We start from the raw sequence: 13,425 nt of genomic DNA, 5'->3' as shown, positions 1-13,425 counted from the left end.
GATAAAATGTAATTGTTCCGTATGATTCTTTCTAATGAGTTGTTTTGTCGCTTTTCATTATAGGTCATATGGGACTTTTTTTCTACACAAAATAGGCTCCATAATATCCATAGGGGATTTACCCACTACAAATATTATAGAGCCATAAGTCTTTGATTTTGAGACTAAGGAGAGTCAGGGTCAAAGTAGTGAATGATTCTGAAACCACTCATAATAGTCTCTTGAGAGGACAGATAAGAGTAACAAATATGGTGCTACTCATGTATCTTGTATTTTGATTTACAAACAGCGAAGAAAATATAGGAAGCTGAAATAAAATATAGATGAATCGATTTGGAGAGTCAACGCAATCTATGGCAATATTTTCGCAGCTAGGGAGAAACATTTTAATTTTAATGTACTAGGCGTCTTCTACAGTTAGCTAGAGTTTCAATTGTAGATGTTCTTTGAAATAATATCTTAGCGATTTATTGGTATTAGAAGATTTAGAGAAATTCTTTCTCAATAAATAAACATGGCGTCACCAAAACTGAAGAAGCGGTAGTGTTCTTGGATGGCATGGTGGTAGGCATCTAAGACTAATTCACGGCCTGCAAAGGCAGAAACCAACATGACCAGAGTTGATTTTGGCAGGTGGAAGTTGGTTGAGAAGGCATCCACGACCTTCCACTCATACCCAGGTTTGATAAAGATATTGGTCCAACCAGAATCTGCTTGGATTTGCCCCTCAAACTTGGAACCAATAGTTTCCAAGGTGCGGATAGAAGTGGTTCCGACAGCGATGACACGACCACCATTTTCCTTAACAGAGCGGAGAGTTGCAGCTGCTTCCTCAGAAAGTTGATAGAACTCTGAGTGCATTTCGTGTTCGTCTAGATTGTCCACAGAAACGGGTCTAAAGGTTCCGAGTCCGACATGAAGAGTCAGATAGACTAGATGAACACCCTTAGCTTGGATTTCTGCTAGCAGTTCTTTGGTGAAGTGAAGTCCAGCAGTTGGTGCAGCAGCTGAGCCGCTTTCCTTGGCGTAAACTGTTTGATAGCGTTCACGGTCATCCAGTTTTTCGTGGATATAAGGTGGCAGCGGCATTTCACCCAGACTTTCCAAAACTTCTAGGAAAATTCCGTGGTATTCGAAGCGGACAATGCGGCCTCCGTGGGTCAATTCTTCTGTAATGACAGCGCTGAGGCGACCATCACCAAAGCTGATACGAGTACCGACCTTGAGGCGTTTGGCAGGTTTAGCCAGAACTTCCCACTCATCTCCAGCAGTATTTTTGAGCAGGAGAAGTTCCACATGGCCTCCAGTTTCTTCCTTTTGACCATAGAGGCGGGCAGGGAGAACGCGGGTGTCGTTCATAACGAGGGCATCACCAGGTTCCAGCATATCAATAATGGAGTGGAAGTGTTTGTCCTGCATTTTTCCTGTCTCACGGTTGACGATGAGGAGTTTAGAGGCATCTCGTTTTTCAAGGGGTGTTTGGGCAATCAATTCCTCAGGTAAGTGGAAGTCAAAATCAGCTGTATTCATATATCTGTTCATTCTTTCTAAGTTCTAATCCTATCCATTATAACATGTTTCAAGTATAGACGCTCTTTTTTTAGAAATTAAATCGTTTTCACTTGACAAAAATTGGTCTATACCATATAATAAAAATAGATAGAAATGGAGGATGAAAAGATGAAAGTTATTAAAGTTGAAAACCAAATCGAAGGTGGAAAAGTTGCTTTTGAGATTTTGAAGGAAAAATTAGCCAATGGCGCTCAAACCTTAGGGCTTGCGACAGGAAGTAGTCCACTTGAATTTTATAAGGAAATTGTTGAAAGTGACCTCGATTTTTCAAATCTAACCAGTGTCAACCTTGATGAGTATGTAGGCCTTGATGGCGACAATCCACAGTCTTACCGTCACTTCATGCAAGAAAACTTGTTCAACCAAAAACCATTTAAAGAAAGTTTCTTGCCTCGTGGTGTTAAGGATCATGCTGAAGCTGAAGTTGAACGCTACAACCAAATTTTGGCTGACCATCCAGTTGACCTGCAAATCTTGGGAATCGGTCGCAATGGGCATATCGGCTTTAATGAGCCTGGTACTCCATTTGACAGTCAAACGCATCTAGTAGAACTTGACCAGTCTACTATTGAAGCCAATGCGCGCTTTTTTGACAAGATTGAAGACGTCCCAACCCAAGCTATTTCAATGGGGATTAAGAACATCTTGGATGCCAAGTCAATCCTTCTCTTTGCCTACGGTGAGTCGAAAGCAGAAGCCATTGCCGGAACAGTGTCTGGCCCAGTGACTGAGAATCTACCTGCAAGTAGTCTCCAAAATCACCCTGATGTGACCATTATTGCGGATGCTGAAGCGCTTAGCTTACTTGAAAAATAAAAAGCAATGTTCTATTGAACGCTTTCAACTCTTGTATAAATGTAAGAAAAAATCAAAATTAAACCGCATTTTTGCTTGACAATTATTCCTTTTACGTGTAGAATAAAATAGATATTGAACTTGAAGGGAGTGAAAAAAGTGTCTAAAACAGTAGTACGTAAGAATGAATCTCTTGACGACGCACTTCGTCGTTTCAAACGTGCGGTTACTAAAGCTGGTACTCTTCAAGAAACACGCAAACGTGAATTCTATGAAAAACCTTCTGTAAAACGTAAACGTAAATCAGAAGCAGCTCGTAAACGTAAAAAATTCTAATTTGAAATGAAAGGCTGGAGAAATCTAGTCCTTTTTCTTTTAATACTCTTCGAAAATCTCTTCAAACCACGTCAACGTCTCCTTGCCGTAGATATGGTTACTGACTTCGTCAGTTCCATCTACAACCTCAAAACAGTGTTTTGAGCAGCCTGTGGCTAGTTTCCTAGTTTGCTCTTTGATTTTCATTGAGTATAAATAAATACTCCAAAGCCTGCAAAAATCTGAAACTTCCTCCTACAATTTGATATAATAGAGAGAAGAACTCGATTGAAGGAGGAAATGATGTCGGTTTTAGTAAAAGAAGTGATTGAAAAGCTTAGACTAGACATTGTCTATGGCGAACCAGAATTGCTTGAAAAGGAAATCAATACAGCAGATATTACGCGACCTGGTCTTGAAATGACAGGTTATTTTGACTACTACACGCCAGAGCGGATTCAACTTTTGGGGATGAAGGAGTGGTCTTATCTGATCAGCATGCCTTCCAACAGCCGTTATGAAGTTTTGAAAAAAATGTTTCTACCTGAGACACCAGCGGTCATTGTTGCCCGTGGTTTGGTGGTTCCAGAGGAGATGTTAAAAGCAGCCAGAGAATGTAAGATTGCTATTTTAACCAGCCGTACAGCGACAAGTCGTTTATCTGGAGAGTTATCTAGCTATCTGGATTCTCGTTTGGCAGAACGTACCAGTGTTCATGGGGTTTTGATGGATATCTATGGGATGGGCGTCTTGATTCAGGGAGATAGTGGAATTGGTAAGAGTGAGACAGGTCTGGAACTTGTCAAACGTGGTCACCGCTTGGTAGCTGATGACCGGGTCGATATCTTTGCCAAGGATGAGATTACTCTTTGGGGTGAACCGGCTGAAATCTTGAGACACCTGATTGAAATTCGTGGGGTTGGGATTATCGATGTCATGAGCCTCTACGGTGCCAGTGCCGTCAAGGATTCTTCACAGGTTCAACTTGCTGTCTATTTGGAAAACTATGATACACATAAGACTTTTGATCGTCTTGGAAACAATGCAGAGGAAATAGAAATTTCTGGCGTAGCCATTCCTCGTATCCGCATTCCAGTTAAAACAGGTCGTAATATTTCTGTCGTGATTGAGGCAGCTGCCATGAATTATCGTGCCAAGGAAATGGGCTTTGATGCGACCCGTTTGTTCGAAGAACGACTGACAAGTCTCATCGCTCGAAATGAGGTGCCTAATGCTTGATCCAATTGCTATTCAACTAGGCCCTCTAGCCATTCGTTGGTATGCCTTGTGTATTGTTACAGGTTTGATTCTTGCGGTTTATTTGACCATGAAAGAAGCGCCTAGAAAGAAGATCATACCAGACGATATTTTAGATTTTATCTTGATAGCCTTTCCCTTGTCTATTTTAGGAGCTCGTCTCTACTATGTCATTTTCCGTTTTGATTATTATAGTCAGAATTTGGGAGAGATTTTTGCCATTTGGAATGGTGGTTTGGCCATTTACGGTGGTTTGATAACTGGGGCACTTGTACTCTATATCTTTGCTGATCGTAAACTCATTAACACTTGGGATTTTCTAGATATTGCGGCGCCTAGCGTCATGATTGCCCAAAGTTTGGGTCGCTGGGGCAATTTCTTTAACCAAGAAGCTTATGGTGCAGCAGTGGATAATTTGGATTATCTACCTGTCTTTATTCGTGACCAGATGTATATTGAGGGGAGCTACCGTCAGCCGACCTTTCTTTATGAGTCCCTATGGAATCTACTTGGATTTGCCTTGATTCTGATTTTTAGACGAAAATGGAAAAGTCTCAGACGAGGTCATATCACGGCTTTTTACTTGATTTGGTATGGTTTCGGTCGTATGGTCATCGAAGGCATGCGAACAGATAGTCTCATGTTCTTTGGCCTTCGAGTGTCTCAATGGCTATCAGTTGTCCTTATCGGACTGGGTATTTTTATCATTCTATATCAAAATCGAAAGAAGGCCCCTTACTATGTTACAGAGGAGGAAAACTAAATGTTAGAAGTTGCATATATTTTTGTTGCCCTTGCTTTGATTGTATTTTTAGTGTATCTAATCATTACTGTACAAAAGCTTGGCCGTGTTATCGATGAAACAGAGAAGACGATTAAAACCTTGACTTCAGATGTGGATGTGACCTTGCATCATACCAATGAATTGCTGTCTAAGATCAATGTCTTGGCAGATGATATTAATGTCAAGGTGGCAACGATTGATCCACTCTTTAGTGCTGTTGCAGATTTATCTCTATCTGTTTCAGACCTCAATGACCATGCGCGTGTCTTGAGCAAGAAAGCTTCATCAGCTGGTTCAAAAACACTCAAGACTGGGGCAAGTTTATCAGCTCTTCGTCTTGCAAGTAAATTTTTAAAAAAATAAAAAAGGAGAATCCTTATGGGTAAATTATCCTCAATCCTTTTAGGAACCGTTTCAGGTGCAGCTCTTGCCTTGTTTTTAACAAGCGACAAGGGCAAACAAGTTTGCAGTCAGGCTCAAGATTTTCTGGATGATTTGAGAGAAAATCCAGAGTATGCCAAGGAGCAGGTCTGTGAAAAACTGACAGAAGTCAAGGAGCAGGCTACAGATTTTGTTCTTAAAACCAAAGAACAGGTTGAGTCGGGTGAAATCACTGTGGACAGCGTCCTTGCTCAAGCCAAATCATGTGCTCGTCAAGCGACAGAAGTATCAAAATATCGATTCAATAATCTCAAAGAGCAATGGCAAGAAAAGGCCGAAATTCTTGATGAATCAGAAGAGATTGTGATTGATATCAAAGAAGAAAAAATCTAGATTTGATGAGACTGGGCAAAAACTCAATTCTAGGAGAAAATGAAGTAGATCTTCCCATAATCAAACGCATAGTATCAAGGTTTTTCAAGGCCTGATATTATGCGTTTTTTGATTTTCATTGAGTATTATGGTATAATGGCAGTGTTGAAAGTGAAATATTTACATTTTTTATATTGTACTGATATTTTATTAATATTAAGCAATTCATTTTTTTATGATTAGAAATCAATGTGGTAGTTTATAATCAAGCAGAGGAAAAGTTCTAAAATTTTAGTCAAGAAAGGGTTTAGTATTTTGTCAAGGGAAAATAGTAGAACTCTCTATTTTGTAAAAAATAGCTAGAAAGAAAGTTGGTAAAATGAAAGATATTTTTAATAAACGTCAATGTTTTTCGATTCGAAAGTTTTCTGTTGGAGTGGCTTCTGTATTAATAGGCATTGCCTTGTTTACACCATCCCAGGGAGTACTTGCTTCTACGGAAAATTCTCCATCTTCTGTGGATAAAAGAGAAGAAGTTCAACCTATGCTAGATAATCAAAATAATCCTTCTTCTGAGTTAGATACCAGAGATGTTCCAATAGGATCTACAAGGACTACAGAACCCGTCAGATCTGGGAATAAGGAAAATAATAGCTTGACCACAAGGGATTTCGTGGCGGGTGAAGACAGATCAAGCACTCCAGCGGTGAGAGCAGCATCAAATCCTTCCGAGGTTAAAAAGTATGAATTAACTGATGAGTATGCTAAGCAAATAAAAGCAGGAGTAATCGGTTCAGAAGGTAATAAGCTTGATAGTTTATTGTTAAACGGCTCTAAGTTAAGTCCAGAAGCCTATACAGATGATGATTACTTGAAGGATAAAGAAGAACTTTATATTTATGAAAAAGGTGGGAAAAAATATGTAGGTTATAATAGTCATCCCTTATTAGAAGATACTGATGGTGATGGTATTATTGACAGTAAAGAAAAGCCAGATGAAAAATTAAAATGGAATGTAAGTGAGCGCGATATGATTATGTTCATGGAATTATCCTACCGTGATGATAATTATATTGATAGAGTGCTGGATCATAAGAGACCCTTAACAGAGTCAGAGTTATATAAAAAGAATGGTGACAGTAAACCACGTTATGAGTATATGATGATGAATAAGGAATTGGGGCCTTATTGGGAAAGGAAGAAAAGTTACCATACCTCCAGTGGACTAGATGCTGTCTTGTATGAAACGAAGAGTGATTTCTTATATTTACCAAATGGAACTGCACAAGTATTAGCCTTTCGTGGAACAAGTGATGCGAAAGATATAGGAGCTGATATAACACTTGGATTAGGAAGCAATCCTCAACAAGGGATAGATGCAGAAAATATTATGCATGAACTAGCTAAAGATAAGAGTATTACTAATCTTTATTTGACAGGTCATTCTTTAGGAGGATATTTAGTACAACGGGCAATGGTTGAAGCTTATCAGTTGGCATATTCTGACAGCAGAGTCATGTCTCCTAAAGAACAGTTGGCTTATAGAAACGTTTATAATAATGTATTAAAAAAAGGCACAACCTTTAATGCTCCAAAAGTTGTGACCAATTTGCTTTCCAGTCGTGAATTTTGGCAAAAAGGTTTAGATAGCAAAAAAATAGCCAAGTCTGGTAAAATGACTCATTATATTGTTGATAATGATTTGGCGATAAGAAAAGGCGTCAGCAATGATAGTGATGTTGTTATAAATGTTGGACGAACCAGTGGAGGTCACAGTTCACGTTCTTATTTTGAAGCTGATATGATTAATAGACGATCAGAGTTTATATCTGGGAAACGAATTTCCTTAGATGGGACAGGTTATCAAGATAAAAACATTGCAACAGTTAAATCTGTAGAAAAAGTTGGAGAAACTGTTGTATATAGTAAACGCGGAGATGACATCATTAAGTCAATAACTGTGAGTATGAAAGATCTCGATACAGGACAGATTACTAACAATACAATTGATGAAGTGTTTAAGAAAGATGGAGCCAAATCTACAGTTGTCGTTACCCAACTTGAGCTAAGTGTACGTTATGAAAAAGATGCCACAAGAGCTAAAGGTGAAGCTAATGTAACAACAACTGGTACTTCAGGTACTAGTACAGTAACAACAACTTATAGTGTAGATCCTAACACTGGAGATCTGATTGAACATGTAGGACAACCAGTAGTTAAGCAACCGGCAATAGAAACAGTTGTCAAAGTCGCAGCCAAGGATGAAGTAGAATACATTAAAAAAGGAGACGACGTTGTTAAGAAGACAACAAGCTACACAGTAAATTCAAAAACTGGCAGCCTTACTTCGACTAAGAAGGAAGAAGTAGTCAATAAAGGTGGCGCGAAGGATATAGTTGAGTATAATTCAGTTGAACCCAAAACAGTTTATTTAAAAGATGAAAACAGTCCAAAAGGTACTGATACCGTTCAATTTCTAGGGAGATCAGGAAAATCTAAAGTCATCACAACCTATAGCGTAAATCCAGTAAATGGAGCCCTAACTCCAACAAAAGGGGGATCAGAAGTCGTAACTCTACCAATAGCTAGAGTTGTAAAAGTAGGAGCTAAGGATAGAGTAGACGTAGAAACAATCCCATCTCCAGTAAAATACGAAAAAGATGCTAGTCGAGAAAAAGGCCAAGCCAATATTACTGTCCCAGGAAAAGACGGAAGTAAGACAACCACCACGACTTACACAGTAAATCCAGACAATGGGGAAGTTACTCCAAATGAAGGAAATCCAGTAATAGTAAATCCAACAGAAACAATCGTTAAAGTCGCGGCTAAGGATCAAGTAGTAGAAACGCCAATTGAGCCCACAGTGGTTTATGAAAGAGATGACACTCGTGACTTTGGTACACCAGACAAGCCTAGAAAAGGAGCAAAAGGAAAATCTGTAACGACTACAAGGTATGACGTTAATCCAAATAATGGAACAGTCACAGAACAGGTTGGTAAGCCAGTGGTCACCCCAGCTGGTAAAACAATAGTTAAGGTTGGAGCTAAAACTAAGGTTGAGAGTAGCAAGGATGACCAAGGTCGTGAAGTTATCAACACTACAACTTATGAAGTTGATCCAAAAACAGGTAAGGTAACTTCTACAACAGTAACTACTTACGGGACAAGGAAAGAACTAACGATTGAGAAGATGGTAGTACCATCTCCAGTAGTTTACGAAAAAGATGATACGAAAGAAAAAGGTACAGTCCCAACTACTGTTAAAGGTGAAGATGGTGAAGACACTATCACAACAACTTACACTGTGGACACTAATACTGGAAAGATTACAGCAAGTGAAGGTAAACCAGTTCGTACGAAAGAACCAACGAATACAGTCGTCAAAGTCGCAGCGAAGGACAAAGTAGAAAAAACAGAAATCTCATCACCTAAGAAATATGTGAAAGATGATACACGCGACAAAAATCAACCAAATGTGGAAGAAGCAGGCCAAGCAGGTTCAAGTACTATCACAACAACATATAGTGTTGATTCTACTACAGGCGCTATTACAGAAACAGTAGGAAAAGCAGTAGTAGTAAATCCAACAGCAACAATAGTCAAAGTCGCAGCCAAGGACAAAATAGTAGAAACACCAATTGAACCTGAAGTTGAATATGTTAGAGATGGTGAACGAGAAGTTGACACACCTAATGAACGTATTGAAGGAGCTAAAGGTAAAACAGTTACTACAACCACTTACGATGTAGATTCAAAGGACGGTCATATCACAGAACACGTTGGCACCCCAGTCGTCACCCCAGCAGGTAAGACAATCGTTAAAGTAGGAGCTAAAACTAAGGTTGAACAATCTAAAGATTCTGAAGGTCGTGATGTGATTGAGACCACTACCTATGAAGTTAATCCAAAAACAGGTAAGATAACTCCAACAACCGTGCTAACTTATGGGAAAACGAAAGAACCAACGAATACAGTCGTCAAAGTCGCAGCCAAGGACAAAGTAGTAGAAACCCCGATTGAACCTGAAGTTGAATATGTTAGAGATGGTGAACGAGAAGTTGACACACCTAATGAACGTATTGAAGGAGCTAAAGGTAAAACAGTTACTACAACCACTTATGATGTAGACTCAAAGGACGGTCATATCACAGAACACATTGCTAATAATATAACAACACCAGCTAAGGTAACACCAGGTAAAGTCACTCCAGCAACTCCAGTCACACCTGCTACTAATGGAGGTTCTGATCAAGATACACCTGCACCAACAACTCCAATTCCAGATGCAGTTACTCCGAATGAAAATCATGAAGATACTACAGATGCTAGTGATAGTGATAACGGAGCTAAATCAAATGATTCTCAAAATGTATTGCCAAATACAGGAACAGAATCAAATGCGACTCTTGCATCTCTAGAACTTCTTGGTCTGCTAGGCGGTCTCGGACTTGCTCTTGGAAAGAAAAAAGAAGACTAAAAATTTAGTCAAATGAACATTCATTCTTTTGTATTGTAAAGACAAACTAGATTGGTTCTGGGAATCGTGTTCGTCATAAAATAAAAAGAATGTTTAGATAAAGAAAGCGAACAATGCTAGGATTTTGTTAAAGGGAATTCTAAGTATTGTTCGCTTTTGTGGTATAATAAGTACTATGCAGAAAAAACCAACGTCAGCCTATGTGCACATCCCATTTTGTACCCAGATTTGTTATTATTGTGATTTTTCAAAAGTTTTTATTAAGAATCAGCCAGTCGACAGTTATTTAGAGCATCTGTTAGAAGAGTTTCGTTCTTATGATATTCAAAAGTTGCGGACCCTCTACATTGGTGGTGGGACACCAACAGCCTTGTCAGCTCCGCAACTGGAGGTGTTATTGAAGGGCTTGACTAAAAACTTGGACTTGTCTGCCTTGGAAGAGTTGACCATTGAAGCCAATCCAGGCGACTTGGACGCGGATAAGATTGCTGTTTTGAAAAACTCGGCTGTCAATCGTGTTTCGCTAGGCGTGCAGACCTTTGACGACAAGATGCTGAAAAAGATTGGGCGCAGTCATTTGGAGAAGGATATTTATGAAAATATCGACCGCCTGAAATTGGCTGGTTTTGACAACATCTCCATTGATTTGATTTATGCGCTGCCTGGTCAGACCATGGAGCAGGTCCAGGAAAATGTGGCTAAGGCCATTGGACTGGATATTCCCCACATGAGTTTGTATAGCTTGATTTTGGAAAATCATACGGTCTTTATGAACCGTATGCGACGAGGGAAATTGCCTCTGCCTAAGGAGGAACTGGAAGCGGAGATGTTTGAGTACATCATCACTGAGCTTGAGCGAGCAGGCTTTGAGCATTATGAGATTTCTAATTTCTCCAAACCTGGTTTTGAAAGTCGCCACAATCTTATGTACTGGGACAATGCTGAATACTATGGCATCGGTGCTGGAGCATCTGGTTATGTCAATGGTATTCGATATAAAAATCATGGTCCCATTCGCCATTATCTTAATGCGGTTGAGGAAGGCAATGCTCGTATCACAGAGGAGTACCTGAGTCAAAAAGAGCAAATGGAAGAAGAAATGTTCCTGGGACTCCGCAAGAAATCAGGAGTCTCCATGGCGCGATTTGAGGAAAAATTTGGACGGTCTTTTGATGGACTTTATGGAGAAATTGTCAGAGACTTGGTTCAACAGGGTCTCATGCAAATAGACGGTGACCGAGTTCGCATGACAAAAAGAGGTCTCTTCTTAGGAGACACCGTAGCAGAACGATTTATTTTGGAGTAGGATGATGGGCTTAACTTATCAAATGAACATGAAAATTCCTTTTGATATGGCTGACATGAACGGTCATATCAAACTTCCAGATGTGATTTTGCTGTCCCTACAAGTTTCAGGGATGCAGTCGATTGAACTGGGAGTTAGTGATAAGGCCATTTTAGAAGATCATAATCTGGTCTGGATTATCACAGAATACGATATTGAGGTGGTTCGTTTGCCTCGTTTTGGGGAAGAAATCACCATCGAAACGGAAGCTTTGAGCTACAATCGGCTCTTTTGCTACCGTCGCTTTACCATTTATGATGAAGCAGGTCAGGAACTCATCCACATGATGGCGACTTTTGTTCTCATGGACCGCGACAGTCGAAAAGTCCATGCTGTTGAACCTGAGATTGTGGCTCCTTACCAGTCTGATTTTGATAAAAAACTTATCCGTGGACCGAAGTATGAGTCCTTGGAAAAGCCGATCAGCAAGGATTACCATGTTCGTTTTTACGACTTGGATATGAATGGTCATGTCAATAACAGTAAATACTTGGACTGGATTTTTGAGGTCATGGGAGCGGATTTTTTGACCCACTATATTCCCAAGAAAATCAACCTCAAGTATGTCAAGGAAGTTCGACCAGGTGGGGTAATCATATCGTCTGTTGAACGGACTGGACTGGAAAGCAAGCATGAAATTACAAGCGACGGGGCTACCAATGCACAGGCTATTATTACTTGGCAAGAAATAAAAAAGGCTTAGGGAGAAATAGATGAAATATAAAGGCTATTTAATTGATTTAGACGGAACCATTTATAAGGGCAAAGACAGAATCCCAGCAGGAGAGGCTTTTGTCCATGAATTGCAAAAGCGAGACATCCCCTATCTCTTTGTGACCAACAATACAACCCGTACTCCTGAGAGTGTTCAAGAAATGTTGGCTCAGAATTTTAATATCGATACGCCTCTATCGACTGTCTACACAGCGACTTTGGCAACTATCGACTATATGAATGACTTGGGACTGGAAAAGACTGTCTATGTTATCGGAGAATCAGGGCTCAAGGAAGCCATCAAGGCGGCTGGCTATGTGGAAGACAAGGAAAATCCTGCCTATGTGGTAGTAGGTCTGGACTGGCAAGTCGACTATGAAAAATTTGCCACAGCAACTCTAGCTATCCAAAAGGGAGATCATTTTATTGGAACCAATCCTGACCTCAATATCCCGACAGAGCGTGGTCTTTTGCCTGGTGCTGGTTCACTGATTACCCTGCTTGAAGTAGCAACACGAGTGAAGCCTGTTTATATTGGAAAACCAAATGCCATCATTATGGACAAGGCGGTTGAGCACTTAGGTTTGGAACGTGAAGAGTTGATCATGGTTGGGGACAATTATCTGACTGATATTCGGGCTGGGATTGACAATGGCATTCCAACGCTCTTGGTGACGACAGGTTTTACCAAGGCAGAAGAAGTAGCAGACCTGCCAATCGCACCGACTCATGTGGTTTCTAGCCTTGCGGAGTGGGATTTTGATGAAAACTAAACTGACCTTTTGGGCCTCTATGCTCTTTCTCCTCTCCCTCTCAATCCTTATGACCATTTATCTGGCTTGGATTTTTTATCCGCTGGAAATTCAGTGGCTAAACTTAACGAATCGAGTCTATCTAAAACCAGAAACTATTCAATACAATTTTCATATTTTGATGAATTATCTGACCAATCCATTTAGTCAGGTCCTAGAGATGCCAGATTTTCGTTCGTCATCTGCTGGGCTACACCATTTTGCAGTGGTCAAGAATCTCTTCCACTTGGTTCAGATAGTAGCTCTAGTGACACTGCCAAGTTTCTATTTCTTTGTCAACGGGATTGTGAAAAAGGGCTTTTTGTCTCTTTATCGTAAAAGTCTCCTGGCTCTAGTGGTTTTGCCTTTGCTGATTGGGCTTGGGGGAGTTTTGATTGGTTTTGACCAATTCTTTACCCTTTTCCATCAAATTCTCTTTGTGGGAGATGATACCTGGCTTTTTGACCCAGCCAAGGATCCAGTGATTCTGATTTTGCCAGAGACCTTCTTCCTTCATGCCTTCCTCCTCTTTTTTGCCCTCTATGAGAGCTTCTTTGGCTATCTGTATCTGAAAAGTCGTAGGAAGTGAACCGAAAGCTGTTTTTAATTTGTATATATAAAA

12 protein-coding genes and 1 pseudogene are annotated in these 13,425 nt (G+C 40.1%); 11 read left to right on the top strand and 2 right to left on the bottom strand.

The window, feature by feature from the left end:
- Positions 1-501 precede the first annotated feature (501 nt).
- On the bottom strand, positions 502-1,530 hold the full coding sequence (gene queA / locus HT708_RS06075) for a tRNA preQ1(34) S-adenosylmethionine ribosyltransferase-isomerase QueA (RefSeq protein ID WP_001090168.1): 1,029 nt from the start codon (positions 1,528-1,530) through the stop codon (positions 502-504).
- Positions 1,531-1,680: 150 nt separating this feature from the next.
- Between queA and HT708_RS06070 the strand changes: the two genes are divergently transcribed.
- Entirely contained in the window at positions 1,681-2,388 is a 708-nt protein-coding gene (locus tag HT708_RS06070) for a glucosamine-6-phosphate deaminase (RefSeq protein ID WP_000864588.1), read from the top strand.
- A 138-nt stretch (positions 2,389-2,526) separates the two neighbouring features.
- Entirely contained in the window at positions 2,527-2,703 is a 177-nt protein-coding gene (gene rpsU / locus HT708_RS06065; protein ID WP_000048054.1) for a 30S ribosomal protein S21, read from the top strand.
- 39 nt (positions 2,704-2,742) lie between these two features.
- On the opposite strand, the gene HT708_RS11825 is transcribed toward rpsU, so the two are convergent.
- A complete protein-coding gene (locus HT708_RS11825; RefSeq protein WP_240154021.1) occupies positions 2,743-2,889 on the bottom strand; it encodes a hypothetical protein in 147 nt (48 codons plus the stop codon).
- A 96-nt stretch (positions 2,890-2,985) separates the two neighbouring features.
- Here HT708_RS11825 and hprK point away from each other — a divergent pair, with 96 nt between their 5' ends.
- The 9 genes and pseudogenes from hprK (at position 2,986) to HT708_RS06015 (ending at position 13,392) form a co-directional block, all read left to right on the top strand.
- Positions 2,986-3,921 carry an HPr(Ser) kinase/phosphatase gene (hprK, locus tag HT708_RS06055; RefSeq protein WP_000115147.1) on the top strand — a complete coding sequence of 312 codons (936 nt, stop codon included), beginning with the start codon at positions 2,986-2,988 and terminating at the stop codon, positions 3,919-3,921.
- Positions 3,914-4,702, top strand: coding sequence for a prolipoprotein diacylglyceryl transferase (gene lgt / locus HT708_RS06050; protein WP_054392788.1), 789 nt, complete (start codon positions 3,914-3,916; stop codon positions 4,700-4,702). Before hprK ends, lgt begins: the two co-directional genes overlap by 8 nt.
- A pseudogene (locus HT708_RS06045) lies at positions 4,703-5,129 on the top strand (DUF948 domain-containing protein).
- On the top strand, positions 5,102-5,497 hold the full coding sequence (locus tag HT708_RS06040) for a YtxH domain-containing protein (protein ID WP_000517395.1): 396 nt from the start codon (positions 5,102-5,104) through the stop codon (positions 5,495-5,497). The pseudogene HT708_RS06045 and the gene HT708_RS06040 overlap by 28 nt, the downstream one beginning before the upstream one ends.
- Positions 5,498-5,855: 358 nt before the next feature.
- On the top strand, positions 5,856-9,953 hold the full coding sequence (locus tag HT708_RS06035) for a G5 domain-containing protein (RefSeq protein WP_172926128.1): 4,098 nt from the start codon (positions 5,856-5,858) through the stop codon (positions 9,951-9,953).
- A gap of 175 nt (positions 9,954-10,128) precedes the next feature.
- Positions 10,129-11,259: a radical SAM family heme chaperone HemW gene (gene hemW, locus HT708_RS06030; protein ID WP_001170090.1), complete on the top strand. Its 1,131-nt coding sequence runs from the start codon at positions 10,129-10,131 to the stop codon at positions 11,257-11,259.
- Between the two features lie 4 nt (positions 11,260-11,263).
- Complete coding sequence (locus HT708_RS06025; RefSeq protein WP_000524808.1) at positions 11,264-12,001, top strand: acyl-[acyl-carrier-protein] thioesterase; 738 nt, start codon at positions 11,264-11,266, stop codon at positions 11,999-12,001.
- Between the two features lie 10 nt (positions 12,002-12,011).
- Positions 12,012-12,785 (top strand): TIGR01457 family HAD-type hydrolase, encoded by a 774-nt coding sequence (locus tag HT708_RS06020; protein WP_172926127.1) that lies wholly within the window; start codon positions 12,012-12,014, stop codon positions 12,783-12,785.
- Positions 12,775-13,392: a TIGR01906 family membrane protein gene (locus HT708_RS06015; RefSeq protein WP_172925241.1), complete on the top strand. Its 618-nt coding sequence runs from the start codon at positions 12,775-12,777 to the stop codon at positions 13,390-13,392. Before HT708_RS06020 ends, HT708_RS06015 begins: the two co-directional genes overlap by 11 nt.
- Positions 13,393-13,425: the final 33 nt, after the last annotated feature.

Source organism: Streptococcus sp. 3613, from assembly GCF_013277375.1.
GTDB lineage: Bacteria > Bacillota > Bacilli > Lactobacillales > Streptococcaceae > Streptococcus > Streptococcus pseudopneumoniae.
This window is presented reverse-complemented; position numbering and strand designations above follow the sequence as displayed.

Coding starts and splice junctions, on each gene's coding strand:
- queA (WP_001090168.1), bottom strand. CDS start 1,530: ATGAATACAGCTGATTTTGACTTCCACTTACCTGAGGAATTGATTGCC.
- HT708_RS06070 (WP_000864588.1), top strand. CDS start 1,681: ATGAAAGTTATTAAAGTTGAAAACCAAATCGAAGGTGGAAAAGTTGCT.
- HT708_RS11825 (WP_240154021.1), bottom strand. CDS start 2,889: ATGAAAATCAAAGAGCAAACTAGGAAACTAGCCACAGGCTGCTCAAAA.
- hprK (WP_000115147.1), top strand. CDS start 2,986: ATGTCGGTTTTAGTAAAAGAAGTGATTGAAAAGCTTAGACTAGACATT.
- lgt (WP_054392788.1), top strand. CDS start 3,914: ATGCTTGATCCAATTGCTATTCAACTAGGCCCTCTAGCCATTCGTTGG.
- HT708_RS06040 (WP_000517395.1), top strand. CDS start 5,102: ATGGGTAAATTATCCTCAATCCTTTTAGGAACCGTTTCAGGTGCAGCT.
- HT708_RS06035 (WP_172926128.1), top strand. CDS start 5,856: ATGAAAGATATTTTTAATAAACGTCAATGTTTTTCGATTCGAAAGTTT.
- hemW (WP_001170090.1), top strand. CDS start 10,129: ATGCAGAAAAAACCAACGTCAGCCTATGTGCACATCCCATTTTGTACC.
- HT708_RS06025 (WP_000524808.1), top strand. CDS start 11,264: ATGGGCTTAACTTATCAAATGAACATGAAAATTCCTTTTGATATGGCT.
- HT708_RS06020 (WP_172926127.1), top strand. CDS start 12,012: ATGAAATATAAAGGCTATTTAATTGATTTAGACGGAACCATTTATAAG.
- HT708_RS06015 (WP_172925241.1), top strand. CDS start 12,775: ATGAAAACTAAACTGACCTTTTGGGCCTCTATGCTCTTTCTCCTCTCC.